Annotated in this window: 12 protein-coding genes; 8 read left to right on the forward strand and 4 right to left on the reverse strand. The window is 53.1% G+C overall.

The genetic code is table 11. The features are described from left to right. Positions 1-71 precede the first annotated feature (71 nt). The gene (locus tag NSQ46_RS01355) at positions 72-2,045 is read left to right on the forward strand and encodes a beta-L-arabinofuranosidase domain-containing protein (RefSeq protein WP_340898480.1); all 1,974 of its coding nucleotides are present in this window, start codon (positions 72-74) and stop codon (positions 2,043-2,045) included. A gap of 270 nt (positions 2,046-2,315) precedes the next feature. Here NSQ46_RS01355 and NSQ46_RS01360 read toward each other — a convergent pair whose 3' ends face one another. Then, complete coding sequence (locus tag NSQ46_RS01360) at positions 2,316-2,798, reverse strand: glutathione peroxidase (RefSeq protein ID WP_007128922.1); 483 nt, start codon at positions 2,796-2,798, stop codon at positions 2,316-2,318. Between the two features lie 296 nt (positions 2,799-3,094). Between NSQ46_RS01360 and NSQ46_RS01365 the strand changes: the two genes are divergently transcribed. After that, positions 3,095-4,003, forward strand: coding sequence for an ABC transporter permease (locus tag NSQ46_RS01365; RefSeq protein ID WP_007128921.1), 909 nt, complete (start codon positions 3,095-3,097; stop codon positions 4,001-4,003). 24 nt (positions 4,004-4,027) lie between these two features. Next, complete coding sequence (locus NSQ46_RS01370) at positions 4,028-4,927, forward strand: ABC transporter permease subunit (protein ID WP_007128920.1); 900 nt, start codon at positions 4,028-4,030, stop codon at positions 4,925-4,927. A 171-nt stretch (positions 4,928-5,098) separates the two neighbouring features. Here the strand turns inward: NSQ46_RS01370 and NSQ46_RS01375 are convergent, their stop codons facing one another. Next, positions 5,099-6,565: an alpha-amylase gene (locus tag NSQ46_RS01375; protein ID WP_342576146.1), complete on the reverse strand. Its 1,467-nt coding sequence runs from the start codon at positions 6,563-6,565 to the stop codon at positions 5,099-5,101. A gap of 354 nt (positions 6,566-6,919) precedes the next feature. Then, positions 6,920-7,966, reverse strand: coding sequence for a putative sulfate exporter family transporter (locus NSQ46_RS01380; protein WP_342576148.1), 1,047 nt, complete (start codon positions 7,964-7,966; stop codon positions 6,920-6,922). Positions 7,967-8,127: 161 nt separating this feature from the next. Here NSQ46_RS01380 and NSQ46_RS01385 point away from each other — a divergent pair, with 161 nt between their 5' ends. Together NSQ46_RS01385 and NSQ46_RS01390 are read left to right on the forward strand one after the other, a co-directional pair. After that, entirely contained in the window at positions 8,128-9,015 is an 888-nt protein-coding gene (locus NSQ46_RS01385; RefSeq protein ID WP_007128917.1) for a LysR family transcriptional regulator, read from the forward strand. 362 nt (positions 9,016-9,377) lie between these two features. Beyond that, a complete protein-coding gene (locus tag NSQ46_RS01390) occupies positions 9,378-9,596 on the forward strand; it encodes a DUF378 domain-containing protein (protein WP_007128916.1) in 219 nt (72 codons plus the stop codon). A gap of 426 nt (positions 9,597-10,022) precedes the next feature. Here the strand turns inward: NSQ46_RS01390 and NSQ46_RS01395 are convergent, their stop codons facing one another. Beyond that, entirely contained in the window at positions 10,023-11,063 is a 1,041-nt protein-coding gene (locus NSQ46_RS01395; protein ID WP_007128915.1) for a glycoside hydrolase family 18 protein, read from the reverse strand. Positions 11,064-11,563: 500 nt separating this feature from the next. Between NSQ46_RS01395 and NSQ46_RS01400 the strand changes: the two genes are divergently transcribed. The 3 genes from NSQ46_RS01400 to NSQ46_RS01410 are packed head-to-tail and all read left to right on the forward strand — an operon-like array spanning position 11,564 to position 15,111. Continuing rightward, positions 11,564-12,535: an ABC transporter permease subunit gene (locus NSQ46_RS01400; protein WP_007128914.1), complete on the forward strand. Its 972-nt coding sequence runs from the start codon at positions 11,564-11,566 to the stop codon at positions 12,533-12,535. A gap of 15 nt (positions 12,536-12,550) precedes the next feature. Further along, on the forward strand, positions 12,551-13,459 hold the full coding sequence (locus NSQ46_RS01405; protein WP_007128913.1) for a carbohydrate ABC transporter permease: 909 nt from the start codon (positions 12,551-12,553) through the stop codon (positions 13,457-13,459). A gap of 41 nt (positions 13,460-13,500) precedes the next feature. Further along, positions 13,501-15,111 carry an extracellular solute-binding protein gene (locus tag NSQ46_RS01410; protein WP_007128912.1) on the forward strand — a complete coding sequence of 537 codons (1,611 nt, stop codon included), beginning with the start codon at positions 13,501-13,503 and terminating at the stop codon, positions 15,109-15,111. Positions 15,112-15,244: the final 133 nt, after the last annotated feature.

The raw sequence follows: 15,244 nt of genomic DNA on the forward strand, positions 1-15,244 counted from the left end.
TTTCATCCTATCATAAAACGTAGAATGGGAGGTGTCGAGGCAACAATACGATCCCAAGGAGTGATTATCCGATGAAAGTTGTAACGGAACGATCCGCTGCGGTGCCGCTTCAACAGGTCAAGCTGAACGATCCCTTCTGGTCCCGCTATATCCGGCTGGTAAGGGAAGTGGTCATCCCTTATCAATACGAGGCGCTTCATGACCGGATTCCGGGGGTGGAGCCGAGTCACGCGGTCGCCAACTTCCGCATCGCCGCCGGCAGGGAGCAGGGTGAATATAAAGGCATGGTATTTCAGGACAGCGATGTGGCCAAATGGCTGGAGGCTGCGGCCTATTCCCTGGCCATTCACCCTGACCCGAAGCTGGAGCAGCAGGTGGACGAGCTGATTGACCTGATTGCCGATGCCCAGCAGCCGGACGGCTATTTGAATACGTATTTTACGGTAAAAGAGCCAACTAAACGCTGGACCAACCTGACGGACTGCCATGAGCTGTACTGCGCCGGGCATCTGATCGAAGCTGCGGTTGCCCACTACTGTGCAACCGGCAAACGGAAGCTGCTGGATGTGGCCTGCCGGTTCGCCGATTATATCGATACGGTATTCGGACCGGAAGAGGGCAAAATCCATGGCTTTGACGGTCACCAGGAGATTGAGCTGGCGCTTGTGAAATTATATGAGGTTACCCATGAGGAGAAGTATTTGCGGCTAGCCCAATACTTTATCGACGAGCGGGGGAGGGAGCCGCATTTTTTCCATCAAGAGTGGGAACAGCGCGGAAAAAGCTCCTTCTATGCTTCGGTATCCGGAGCTCCCCATCTTTCATATCATCAGAGCCATCTGCCGGTCAGGGAGCAGAAGGTGGCGGTGGGCCACTCGGTGCGTGCCGTCTATATGTATACTGCCATGGCCGATTTGGCCGCCCGCACCGGAGATGCATCGCTAATGGAGGCATGCGAGAATCTGTGGGACAACATCGTCCATAAACAAATGTACATTACCGGGGGGATCGGCTCGACCCACCACGGCGAGGCGTTTACAATCGATTACGATCTTCCGAACGATACCGTCTATGCGGAGACCTGCGCTTCGATTGGACTGATCTTCTTCGCCCGGCGGATGCTGGAGCTGTCGCCGAAATCCGAGTTTGCGGACGTGATGGAACGGGCGCTGTACAATACGGTAATCGGCAGCATGGCGCAGGACGGGACCCATTTCTTCTACGTGAATCCACTCGAGGTGTGGCCGGATGCCTGCCGTCACGATCCGGGCAAGCATCATGTGAAGCCGGTCCGGCCGGGATGGTTCGCATGCGCCTGCTGTCCGCCGAATGTGGCGAGACTGCTGACCTCACTCGGCGAATACGTATATACCTCGAATGAGGATACGTTGTTTGCCCATCTTTACATCGGCGGTGAGGCAGCGGTGTCCCTTCGCGGAAACGCCGTAAAGGTCAAGCAGACCAGCGAGCTTCCGTGGAGCGGGAACGTCACGTTTACCATTGAATCGCCGCAGACGGCGGAATGGACACTGGCACTGCGCATCCCGGGGTGGTGCCGAGGCCGAGTCGTCATCCGTGTGAATGGAGAGGAGCTGAAGGCGACAGGCTTGATCCGGGAAGGCTATGCGTACATTACCCGAGCCTGGGCTTCGGGCGATACGCTGGAGCTTGCGCTCTCGCTCGACATTCTTCAGGTAAGAGCCCATCCGCTGGTTCGTGCGAATGCCGGCAAAGCGGCCATTCAGCGGGGACCGCTTGTATACTGCTGGGAGAGCGTCGATAATGGCGCGCCAATCTCGGCCGTTACCCTGGCGGCTGATCCGAAATTAACGTCGCGATTCGAGGCGGATTTGCCGGGAGGCGCCGTTGTCATCGAAGGAGCCGGCTGGCGGGAAGAGGCGGAGTCCTGGAACGGAGAATTGTACCGGGCAGCGCCGCGGCAGGCGAAATCGGCCACATTAAAGGCAATTCCGTATTATCTGTGGGGGAATCGCGGGGAGAACGAGATGGCCGTGTGGATCCGGGAAGAAGCGAGCCTGGTGTAAATGCCGGATTCGACTGGCAGGCCCCGAGCCCGGCGCGCGGTGTAATGATGACTCCTGCACGATGATCAGCGTCAACGTTTGGACGACAACCATGGAGCGTGCGGAAACGGTTAATGGAACAGTAGATCCCATAGATAGGGCGTCACCCGAAGAGGCATTTATGCTGCCCTTCGGGAGGCGTCTTTTTTTCAGTCATAGAAAAGTATAACTTTTATCGGTTCAGGGAGAGATTCAAGGAGGTCTGCTGCATTTTTCTGCTATTCCCCTAGTCTACGCCTGTAAAAGCTTCTTGATATGCTCTTCGATTTTCTCGGGCGCATCGGCGGGGGCGAACCGCTTGACGACCTTCCCCTCCCGGTCCACAAGGAATTTGGTGAAGTTCCATTTGATGGATTTACTGCCGAGCACGCCTGGTGCTTGTTGGGTCAGATGCTTATACAGCGGATGGGCATCGGTGCCGTTTACATCGATTTTGGCGAAAAGGGGGAAGGTCACCCCGTGATTCAATTTGCACGCTTCCTCGATCGATGCATTGTCCTCGAGCTCCTGGTTCATAAACTGGCTGCTGGGGAAGCCGAGCACGGCCAGTCCCTGGTCGCGGTACGTTTGATGCAGCTTCTCCAGCCCGCTGAATTGAGGAGCGAATCCGCATTTGGTCGCCGTATTTACGATTAACAGCACATGACCCCGATATTTCTCGAGCTTCTCGCGTTCGCCGGTGATTGTCGTTACCTCGTAATCATAAATGGTCATCCGGTAAACCTCCTTCATCGCACTTGGGTTATGCAACCAGATTATATGCTATCGGGAAGCATTGCAACTTCTTTGCAGTACCGGTCGCGTTATGGCTTGTCGTCCGAGCGTCGACGCTGATTACCGTTCAACATTGCTGCAGGCAATACACCTCCATCGCAAGTTTAGCAACATATAAGAGAGTAAAAATATGTAATTTTTTACTGGACTAAACTAGGAGAATTATGGTAGTAGTAGAATAACCAATTAAGCATATGAATGAATTTCCGTATTACGAGGACACTTAGGAGGCCGATATGAATTTGAAAACGCAAATGCTCAAATCGACGATCATCAGCCTGCTGGCCTTTAGCTTCATTGTCCTGATCGTCCTGATTCCCCGAGACATCAATATTTCATTGGATGGTCATAAGGTTGTAGCGGATCCCTCATTCGACATGAACCGGTACCTTACATATATAGGCGATTTCTTCCGCCAGATCATCGAGCACGGAAGCCTCGGACCGTCGCGATATAAGGGGCAGACGGCAGAGGCAGCGGCATTGGTCGCCGTCGGCATGAGCCTGCTGGTCATCGTCTCGGCGCTTTTAATCGGGTTTGTCGTCGGGATTTTGAAAGGGGTTGCAGACTACAAGCTGTCCAAGACGAAATTCAATGTGCTCGGCCATTGGACAACATGGCTGTTCCAGTCCATACCTGATTTTTTCCTCATGCTGTTTGTGCAGTGGTTTCTGGTCAAGCATGTGCCGGCCGTCCGCTATTTTGCCGTGGAAGGCTGGGAGGCGTTCGCGCTGCCCGCGCTTCTGGTCTCGATCTATCCCATCTTTTTTATCGCCAGAGTGACCTCCGCTTCGCTTCTTGCCCAGGAAGGAAAGATGTACATCCTGTTGGCAAAGGCCAAGGGGCTCAGCGACAGGGCCGTGGTGTACAAGCACATGCTCCGCAACGGCATCGCGGCGATCTTGACGCATCTTCCGGGTCTGCTCGTATTCATTCTATCGAATTTGCTGGTGGTCGAGTATTACCGCAACTATCCGGGCGCAGCCTGGAGGCTGTTCCAGGCGCTGGATTTCAACCCCTACACGGGTACGGGTCCCGAATATGAACCGGGCGTCATTATCGGCATCGCTTTTTTCTTCATGCTGCTCTTCCTGGTCGTGCAGTGGATTAGTCATTCAGCCCGCAAATATTTCGATCCTAGATAAAGAAATGAATGGAGGTAGCCGGACTTGAAAAATATCCCTCTATGGCTCGGAGGCACATTGCTTGCTTTCTTGGTGTTTGTAGCGTTCGTCGGCCCCCATCTTCCGTTTATCGACGCGGATTTGAGCAAAGAGCGATCCCGGTGGGTCATGAAGAACGGTGAAGAGAAGCTCGTGCTGCCTGCCTTTAAACCATCGTCCAAAAACCTGCTCGGCACGGACAAGGAAGGGGTCGATAATCTGAGCCGATTGGTTGTCGGCGCGAAGGAAACGATCCTGTTTGTCCTGGCCATAGCGGCCGTCAGGTACATCATCGCGATTCCGCTGGGGATCATGGCCCGTAGGAAAACAGGGTTTTGCCACCGGCTGATCACGTTTTGGAACCAGCTGTTCTCCTATATGCCGCCGGTATTCGCATCGGCGCTGCTGCTGGCGCTTCCGTTCCTCCTGTTTGCCCAGCACCGGCTGGCCTGGGCTATTCTGATCCTGGCTAGCGTGGAGGTCGGACGTGTGGCCGTCACCGTTCAGGAGCAGGCTTACAAAATGTCCAGGGAGCCGTACATGGAAGCGAGCACCGCACTGGGGCTCCGTACCAGAACGCTGACAAAGAACTATTACGTTCCCATCATGTTTCCGGAGATGATCGTCAATTTCTGTCTCGACATGGGCAAGGTTTTGCTCCTTCTCGGCCAGCTTGCGATTGTAAACATTTTTCTGGGGCATGAGTGGAAGGAAGTCGATTATTATACGATGGAATTCGTTGAGACAGGGCTGAACTGGGCGACCATTCTGGCCAGACACCGCACGGATATATTCCTCGGCAAATTTGAATATGTATTCTATCCTGCGTGTGCGATGATGATTGCCATTGTGACATTTAATCTGCTCGCAGAAGGCCTGCGCCGCCGTTTCCAGGTGAGAGGATAGAGGCTTTAAGAGCGTGCTGGCCGAGCTTCAATTACGAGAAAAAAACCGGAAGTCGATCATGATTCGCCTAAATGCCTGCAATCGATGCATGGCGATATGCGAATTCGATGCTTCCGGTTTTTTTGTTGTGCATCATCCGAACCAATCAAGGAGAGTCGCGTTAGGAGCCCTTCAATTTTGATGGTCCGTATTCCGTGCCCATACCGATACGCTGCCGCCGTGTACAGGAAAGACGCCAAAGCCGTCGCTCCCGATCGTAACACGCTCATCCCGGTTGCCAGTCAGATCCATCCACTCTTCACCAGCGCGGTGGGTGCCGACATACATGCGTTTTTCGCCGGAATCCCCGTTTGCCATAACGACCGCACATCCGGAGTGCTTGGCTTCCGGCAGCCCCCTTCGAACCCAGCCGATCGTGTTGGGATGGTCGAAATAATCATCCTGCTCGCCATACGCGAGGTGAGCCCGGGCATACAGGAGCGGGTCGATGGATTCCTTCTTGCCCGGAAGTGAATGCTCCCCGCCGATGCCGTAATAATCACCGTAGAAGACGACGGGGTAGCCGTCCTTCCGAAGCAGGATCAAGGCATAAGCGCTCTGCTTGAACCAGTCCTCCACCCAGGATTCCAGTGATTCGTGGGGCTGGGAGTCATGATTGTTGACGAACGTAACGGCATTCATTGGATGGGATTGCACCAGCGTATCGTCGAAGATCGTCCGCAGGTCGAAGGAACGCCCGCCTTTGGCCGCAGCATGAAGCTTATAGTGGAGCGATACGTCAAACAGATCGATCTTGTAATCTACCCGATCAAGGAAGCTTCGGCACGCCTGAAGCTCCGGATTCCAAAACTCCCCGACGATGTAGAAGTCGTCTCCTCGTTTCTTCTTCATGGCTGTTGCAAATTCCTTGATGAAATCATGGTTGATATGCTTGATCGCGTCCAGCCGGAAGCCGCTGCATTGCAGGGTATCGACGAGCCATTGACCCCATCCGATCATCTCTTTGCGGACCTCGGGATGGCTGTAATCGATATTGGCGAACATCAGATAGTCATAGTTGCCGAATTCATGGTCCACCTTCTCGTTCCACGATTTGTTCTCGCCGAGAATGCGGTATATGCCGGCGCGCTTTCTACCCGCATCGTAGTCGGTCCCGTTGAAATGATGAAAATTCCACTGGAAAGAGGAGTACTTGCCGCCCCGGCCAGGGAACGTGAATTTCGTCCAGCCCTCAATCTCGAAGGGCTTCGATATTTCCTTGGTCCGGTCCATTTCATCGACCTGCACCACATGGAATCGCTCGGTTTCGTCCGCTCCGGCCTTATGATTCATCACGAGATCCACATAGACGGCGATCCCGTACTTGTGGCAGGCCGCGATGGCATCGATCAATTCCTGCTTCGTGCCGTATTTCGTACGTACGGTGCCCTTTTGATCAAACTCCCCCAGATCGTACAGATCATACGCACCGTAGCCGTTATCTTCCGCCGATAGCGCTTTGGTTACCGGTGGGATCCATACCGTATCGACGCCCGCCTTGCTGAGCTCGGGCGCCGCTTCCTTCAGACGTTTCCAATGCTTTCCGTCAGGGGCGACATGCCATTCGAAAAATTGCATCATCGTATGATTTCGCTGCATTCTTGCGTTCATCTCCTCTGTAAAGATGGCTTGCGTTTATGTCATACAGGGTATAGCTATCCATATCCATAACCATACCCGGGGAGCATACCGTGTTAAACCACAGTTCAATTGTTCCCGAATATGGCATGGAACAGACGAGCAAAACGGCGAGACACAACGAATTTGCGTATAAAAAAACGTGCGGCCCCGGATGATAACGGGGCCGCACGGGTCATGGGGCGCGAGGATTTCCAGACTCTCCAACACGCTCGAAATTGCCGGTGTTCCTGACGATTCCGGCGGCGCAGCCTACGGATTCCACCTGCTTCCGCCGGCAGACATTGCCTTCCCAGACAGCGGGAGCAGGTGTATTCAAACCAACATGTAAGTCAGCAGGACCAACAGGATCGTCGCTATGGCCATGGCCAGCAGCGGTCTCCAGGCTCTGCGCAAATCTTTGACATGAACATTCAATCCGAGGCCTACCATCGCCATCGCCAGCAGAAAGGAGGCGATTTGCGACAACGCATCCTTGAGCGGAAGGGGAATCATCGGCTGTCCGGTATATTCCCAACTGCCCAGCATGCTTGCTGCCATAAAGCCGATGAGAAACCAGGGAAACTCCGGTCTGGCCTTGCTTTCATTCGGATGCGTTCGCTTCATCCAGAGCACCAGGACGACGCTCAGGGGCAGGAGCAGGAAAACACGGCCAGGCTTGGCGAGCAGGGCGAGCGTCAAGGCTTCCTCGCCGGCGGATGCTCCCGCAAGCGCTACATGAGCGATTTCGTGAAGGCTTACGCCCGACCAGATTCCGAACTGGGCATCGGATAAGGGCAGTAACGGCTGTATCAAGGTATAGAGAATGGCAGCAATCGTACCGACAAAGGCAATCATCCCTGCCCCAAGCGCGGTATCCTTTTCCTTGGCTTGCACGATGGGCGATACGGCTGCAATGGCAGCCGCCCCGCATACGCCTGTTCCAATCCCAAGCAGCAGGGACAGGGACATATCCGCCTTAAGCCGCTTGGCGATGAGCAGTGTCACGGCGATGGCAAACACAACGCTGATGACATCCCTCAGCATGAGCCCAAGGCCTTGTTGCCATACGATGCCGATATTCAGCTTTAACCCATACAATATAATGGCCAGACGAAGAAGCCGCTTGGCCGTAAATTGGATTCCGGGCCGCAGCGCCTCCGGATAGCCGCGAATCTGGCGGTACACGGCGGCAATCAGGATCGCCCAAGCCAACTGGCCGAGATAGCGAAGACCTGGAAGGTTTGCGAGCGCTAAGCCGATGAGGGCGATGGCCAGCGTAAATGCGATGCCGCCGATGACAGCCGTCATCGACGGGGTCTTCGGGGCTGCTGCAGGGCCGGTCTTGGCGGCTTGCGATTGGGAATGCGCAGGTTCAGCCATAAGTCATAACCTCCGGTTTGTTCGGTTGGTCTGAACCTATCGTATCCCACTTTATTAAATAAGAAAAATAAATCATAATAATAGTAATGATAAGTATTTGATTATGATAATATGGAGCTGTCCAACATAAACGAATGTATAGGGAGGAAGAGGGCGAGGAAATGGATCAGGCGTTAGAGGTATTTGTGACCGTCGTTGAGAAAGGGAACTTTACCCGGGCAGCGGAGGAGCTGCTTATGACGCAGCCTGCGGTAAGTCAATATATCCGGGCATTGGAGCGTTCCCTGGGGACGCGGCTGCTGGATCGGAGCAATAAATATGTTCGACTGAATAAAGCGGGAGAGATCGTATATCATCACGCGAAGGAGATCCTGGGGTTATATACGCGCATGAACACCCTTGTGGATGATGTGATGCATCGGGCAAGCGGCGATTTGTCGATCGGATCCAGCTATACCTTCGGCGAGTATCTGCTCCCCCGGATGATCGCTTCCTTGAGACAGCAGTATCCGTTAATCCGTCCTACCATCACCATCGGAAACACGGCCGAAGTGGCGGAAATGATCCTGCGGCACGAGGCGGATGTCGGTATCGTCGAGGGAGATTATCAGGACGAGCGGCTGCATATTGAGGCGTTCGCCGAGGACGAAATGGTCGTTGTCGTTCCGCGCGGGCAGCGCTATGACCCGTGGTCTGAAATCCCGCTGGCGGAGCTTCAAACGGAGACGTGGATCTTGCGCGAGCAGGGCTCAGGCACCCGCGAGGCGACGGAGCGAATGTTCGCTGCTAGCGGCTTTCATCCCCGGCATGTGGTTGAATTCGGCAGCACACAGCTGATCAAGGAATCAGTCGAAGCAGGCTTAGGCGTCACGCTGCTGTCACGATTTGTGGTTCGCAAGGAGCTTCAGCTCGGCACCCTCCATATGCTGAAGCCGAACGGGAGGCCCGTGATTCGCCGCTTCTCCCTCATTTCACAGAAGACTCCCTATCATACGAAAGCCGTGGAAGTATTTCTCGAGCTGCTTAGGAGCAGACAGGGAATGTTCTAAAATATACGTAAGCGGTTCTTCCATCGATCGCGAAAATCAATAAGTCATTTACATGAGGATTTTGCAAAAATCCAAAGAGTGACCTTCATTGCAACATCCTGATATCGCAGGATATCGCAGCATCCTTCTTTACGGAGGATGTTTTTTTGCGCTTGGATGATTACAATGCCAAGAAAAGGTTAAAACTAGATACTAAAACTACTAGAACTATATAGAATGAACCAAAAGAATGAGGTCGGAGCAGCAGCGATTTGCAGGAGAATTTTAGCGCACTTGCCCTGCATCCCGTTCAATCGTTCATCTTATATAGCATGCGATTCAAGATGTTCATCAACATTCGGTTCATATAAGGGGGGAAGACGATGAGAACGTGGAATACCATTGCGCTCTTGCTGCTGATCATTGGCGGCATCAACTGGCTGCTGGTCGGCTTGTTTCAATACGATCTGGTCGCCGCATTGTTCGGCGGACAGAGCTCTGCAGGCTCGCGGATCGTTTACACGATTGTGGGACTGTGTGCGCTGTACTCGATCCGATTCTTCGGTGACGTCACCAATGATGATCGAAGAACAGCAAAATGAGTTAATATATATAACATGAAACGTAATATTCGTGATAGAAAATGGATTGTTTAAAGGCCGCCCCAACAAAAGGGAGCGGCTTTTTTATGTGTGAACGGTGATGTAAACCTTGTGCATGGATTTGGACGTACAGGACAAAATCAACATATCATGCGGAATAAACCTAGTTGTATCAAGGGGATTTCAGCATTTCATCTCGATTAAAACGACATATTTACGCGAAGAGGGGGGTCCCCTAGAATGAAAACAAGCAACAAGCACAGATTTGAACAGATGGCAATTTGGTGTTATAAAACATTACACATCTAAACATTCTGCATCTGTGTAATCACACGAACGAAGAACAGCCTGCTTCTCCAAATAAGAGAAACAGGCCGTAACTGAAGACAATCCATTTAGAGAAAGGGGGGCTTTGAGAGAGGGCGATCATTCAAGAACGAGCGCCTTATGCATCGCATCCAGCAGGCTGCGTGTCCCATCGCAGCTGTATTCCCAGAACATGATCCCTGCAAGCCGCTGCTCCTTTACGTAATGGCATTTATGCGTTAACGACTCGGGATCATCGTAGCTGATGAAGCTGCTGCCGTCGAACAGGTAAGGGGCCTTCGCCTCGTCGTCCCAATGCCGTGTGAAGGCGGGATTGTTCAAATATTGAGCCGCAAGCTCCGTATAAGTCGGACCGTAACCGCCTGCGGCCGGAGCGACCTGGAGATATCCGTTGTTCACGTTTGGCACGTTGTTCCATCGTCTCGAATAGAAGGCAGCTCCGATGACGATTTTCTCGCGCGGCACCCCCGCCGCGGTGAATAATCGGACCGAGGCGTCCGCACTGATCCGGAACAGATCGCCGGTGGACGTATACAGATTCGCGTGGTGCCCGGTGTACGTCTGGAAGCCGCCCCGCATGTCGTAGGTCATCAGCTGTATGAAATCCAGAAAGGGGTGGATGAGGTCGATCTCGGTTCCATCTATATAATACTGATCGGCTCCTGCGGCAATGGTCAGCATATAGCGGCGGTGCTTCTCCCGCCCGAACCGGTCCAGAGACTCTCTGAGCGCCTGAAGCAGCAGCGTGAAATTCCGCTTGTCGTCAGGCGAAGCGGAGGTGCCCGCAACGGAATAGCAGGGATACTCCCAGTCCAGGTCGATTCCGTCAAAAGGGTAATTCTCCAAAATTTCATTAGCGGATTCGCTAAGGCGTACCCTTGCTTCCGGCGAGGCGGCTGCCTCGGAGAAGCCGCTGGAGCCCCAGCCGCCGACCGACAGCAGAACCTGAAGCTTAGGGTTAACCGATTTCAGCCGGCGGATTTCATCGGCAGTCTCCGGATGGGGGTACGAAATGGCGCCTTCCCGGATGTGGGCAAAAGCTACATTCAGATGGGTGAGTCGCAGCGCGTCCTCTGCCGTAACCTCGGAGAGAACCCTGCGTCCCGCATATCCGGCTAAAATCCAAGGGGATTCCGTCATGAGTTTCAACCTCGTTTCAATAAAATATGTGAGATTTGCGATACGGCTGTTTTTTTGAAGCTTAGCGTTCCTATCCAGCATCTGTCAAGACGGCGCGAATCGTTTGCACAGTATGCCAAAGCGTTGGCTGCGGTCAAAATCAACATGTTTTCCTTGGCCGAAATGACAATGACAAGCTGCGCAAAAATGGCCAAAACCGCGTAGGATCAACGATTGTAGCCGCTTACAATGACCATTGAAAATGACATATTTACGGATCGGTACGCAGTCCATACACTTGGGATGTAAGCGTTAACATTTTCCGGTGCGGCAAACCCGCAGATGAGGAAGTGTGCTCAAGGAACCTCTTTCCTTACATTTGAACAGGGGTGCTTATCCTTAAAGCGAGCGTTCAAAAAGTCGGTCTATCAGCACCTTGATTGGCTACGAGATCAGAAGGCGGCTTTTTGAACAGCCTCTTAAATTGACCGGATTTTCATTAGAAGAGGAGGGAGAAACCGATGCAGCAAGATGGCCACACCGCCCTGTCGCAGAGCATATCGGTTAACACAACGGCAAGCCGCAAGAAAAATACCTTATGGAGGAGGATGGTCCGAAACTGGGAGCTGTACCTGTTTATCGCCCCCGCATTTCTGTACTTTCTGATATTCCATTACGGGCCGATGTACGGGATACAAATCGCCTTTAAAAACTTCATCCCGACATTAGGGATAACGGGAAGCCCGTGGGTCGGATTCGACCACTTCGTTCGCTTCTTTAATTCTTATTATTTCTGGGACCTGCTCTGGAACACGCTGAGCATCAGCTTGTACGAGCTTGCTATAGGATTCCCGCTGCCGATCATTCTGGCGCTTGCCTTTAATGAGGTGAGGGACTCGTTCTTCAAACGGACGGTACAGACGGTAACTTATGCACCGCATTTTATTTCGGTGGTCGTCATGTCCGGTATGATTATTACCTTCTTGACGCCTTCGACGGGCATGATTGTCAATCTGGTGGAGTTTCTTGGATTCACACCGCCCCAATTTTTGACCGACCCTGCCTGGTTTAAGACGGTGTACGTGCTGTCCGGGGTTTGGCAGAGCACGGGCTGGGGAACGATCATCTACCTGGCAGCCTTGTCGGGCGTGGACCCGCAGCTGCATGAGGCTGCCGTCGTGGACGGTGCCAGCCGGTTCAAGCGGATTCTGCACATCAATCTTCCGGCGATCGTTCCGACCATTACGATATTGCTGATTTTGAATATGGGAAGCATCCTGGGCGTCGGCTTCGAGAAAATCCTGCTTCTCCAGAACCCGCTTAATATGGAGTCGTCCGATGTCATCTCGACCTTCGTTTATCGCTCCGGTTTGGTGGATGCGCAGTACAGCTTCTCAACAGCCGTCGGCTTGTTCAACTCCGTGGTCAATGCGATTCTGCTGCTCACGGTCAACCAAATTGCGCGGCGCACCAGCGAAAACAGTCTGTGGTAGAAGGAGGAATTACGCATGGCATCCGGAGTTAAAGAAAGCAACGGAGATAAACTGTTTCTATTTTGCAACTATCTGTACTTAACGATCGCGTTGGTCATTGTTCTGTACCCGCTGCTGTATATCGTCAGCGCATCGATCAGCGATCCGAAGGCCGTCGCCTCGGGCGAAATGTGGCTGTTCCCTAAAGGAATTACCTTCGAGGGCTATGCTCGGGTGTTCGAGAACCAGAATATCTGGATCGGCTACAAGAACACCATTATTTATACCGTGATCGGAACGGCGGTCAACCTGCTTGTCACGCTGCCGGCCGCTTACGCGCTCAGCCGGAGCGACTTTGTAGGCCGTGGATTCTTCATGGCGATGTTCTTGGTCACGATGTTTTTCGGCGGGGGCCTCGTTCCGAGCTACCTGCTCGTCAAGGATCTCGGCATGATCAACAGCATGTGGGCGCTCATTTTGCCGGGAGCCGCTTCGATCTGGAACATTATCGTTGCACGGACGTTCTTCCAGTCGACTATTCCGAAGGAGCTGCAGGAAGCCGCTCATATCGACGGATGTACGAATTTCCGGTTGTTCATCAAAATCGTGCTGCCGCTGTCGATGCCAATCATCGCCGTCATGGCGCTCTTCTATGGCGTCGGGCACTGGAACAGCTATTTCAGCGCCATGATCTATCTGAACGATGCGGCGAAGTATCCGCTGCAGCTCTTCCTGCGCCAAATTCTGGTTCTGCAGGAGATGGCGGCCCAAGGCGGAGGAGCCATCGACATTTCATCGGCTGCCGCCATGAACTCGAAGGCTGAAATCGCCGCACTGGTCAAATATGCCGTCATCATCGTCGCGACGGTGCCAGTTATTGTCATCTACCCATTCCTTCAGCGTTACTTTGTGCAGGGTGTTATGATTGGTTCTGTAAAGGGCTGATCTTAAACCATAATCTACACCAAAAAAGGGGAGTTGTTGTTATGAAGAAGCTTCGTAAGGCATCATCCGTTTTACTCTGTCTTACCTTGTCGGCAGCCATGCTTGCAGCCTGTGGTTCGCCTAAGGGAGACGGCGGTTCTGCCGCACCTTCCGGAACGTCCAGCAGCACGGAGGTCAAGAAGGAAGGCTTCCCGATCGTCGATGAGCCGATTACGCTGACGGTCATGTCCCAGGATGCCGGGGTGGCGGACTGGAAGACGATGCCTGTCCTGCAAGAGATGGAGAAATTGACGAACATCAAGCTGGAGTATCAGCTCTCGCCGATCGACAGCTTCGAGACGAAGAAGAACCTGGTGTTTGCAAGCGGTGATCTCCCGGATATGTTTTACGCTGCGGATTTGAAGCCGGCTGAGCAGGTAACTTACGGCAGTCAAGGCATCCTGATTCCGCTTGAGAAATACATTGATGAAGGCTATGCCCCGAACATCAAGAAGGTTCTGGATGCGCATCCGGATGTGCGCAAATCGTTTACGACACCGGACGGCCATATGTATGCACTGCCGTTTATCGATACCGCAGCGGTATGGTACCGCGGACCGATGTGGTATAACGGCAAGTTCCTAAAGGCGCTCAATGTCAGCGAGCCGAAAACGACCGAAGAGCTGTATACGTTCCTGAAGCGCGTGAAGGAAGAGGATCCGAACGGCAACGGCAAGAAGGACGAGATTCCGCTGACTTCCGTCAAGCTGGATGACCTGCGGATGTACTTCTTCGGCTTCTGGGGCATGTACAACGAAGGCATCTATGCCGACAAGGAAGGAAAGGTGCATTATCCTTTCCAAGAAGAAGGCTATAAGGGCTACCTGACATTCATGAACCGTCTGTGGAAGGAAGAGCTGCTGGATCACGAAACCTTCTCCCAGACGGCAGACCAGAAAAAAGCCAAAGGCGAAAACAATCAGCTCGCATTATTCAACGACTATCATCCGTACTTCACCCTGGGTGGCGAGCCTAGCACCGAGCATCCGCTCATGACGCCGGTGAAGAGCGAAATCGAAGGATCTCCGGTATACGGCAAGCATCCGGGCATGTCGGCACGCGGCACGTTCGCCATTTCCAGCAAGAACCCTGCCCCTGAAGCGACCATGCGCTGGATCGACTACCTCTACAGCTATGAAGGTTCGACGCTGTTCAATCAAGGACCTGAAGGCGTGCTCTGGAAGTTCAAGGATAAAGAGAACCGCGTGAAAGAATGGCTTCCTGTTCCGGATGGCGGCGACCGTGAGGAATACCGCGGTAAAATCACGCCAAACTACGGCATTCTGACGCCGGGCATCAACGATCCTGAAGTGGCGAAAGGGCTGCGTACCGAATTTGATGAGTGGATCGATCAGCAAAACCAAGAGAAGCTGGTGCCGATCGGCAAAGCTCCATTCCCTAACGTGTATTTGACCAATGAGGAGCAAAGCGAGGCTACGGCGTTGATGTCCGATCTGGACACTTACGTCAAGCAGATGGAAGCGAAGTTCATCACGGGCCAAGAGCCGCTTGAAAATTGGGATAAGTATGTAGCGCAGGTTAAGAAGATGGGCGGCGACCGCATCGTCGAGCTGTACCAAGGCGCTTACGACCGCTGGAACACCAATAAATAATACAGATCTATAACAAGAACAACAAAAGGCCAACATATCCCGGTCTAGGCTTTCAGACCGGGGGTTGGCTCTTATTTTTAAACGGATGAATGAGGAATGCAGCGAAACCGGCGAGCGGCTTGCGGACCGCCCG

The organism is Paenibacillus sp. FSL M8-0142, assembly GCF_038597315.1.
In the GTDB taxonomy this organism is placed as follows: domain Bacteria; phylum Bacillota; class Bacilli; order Paenibacillales; family Paenibacillaceae; genus Paenibacillus_AQ; species Paenibacillus_AQ lactis.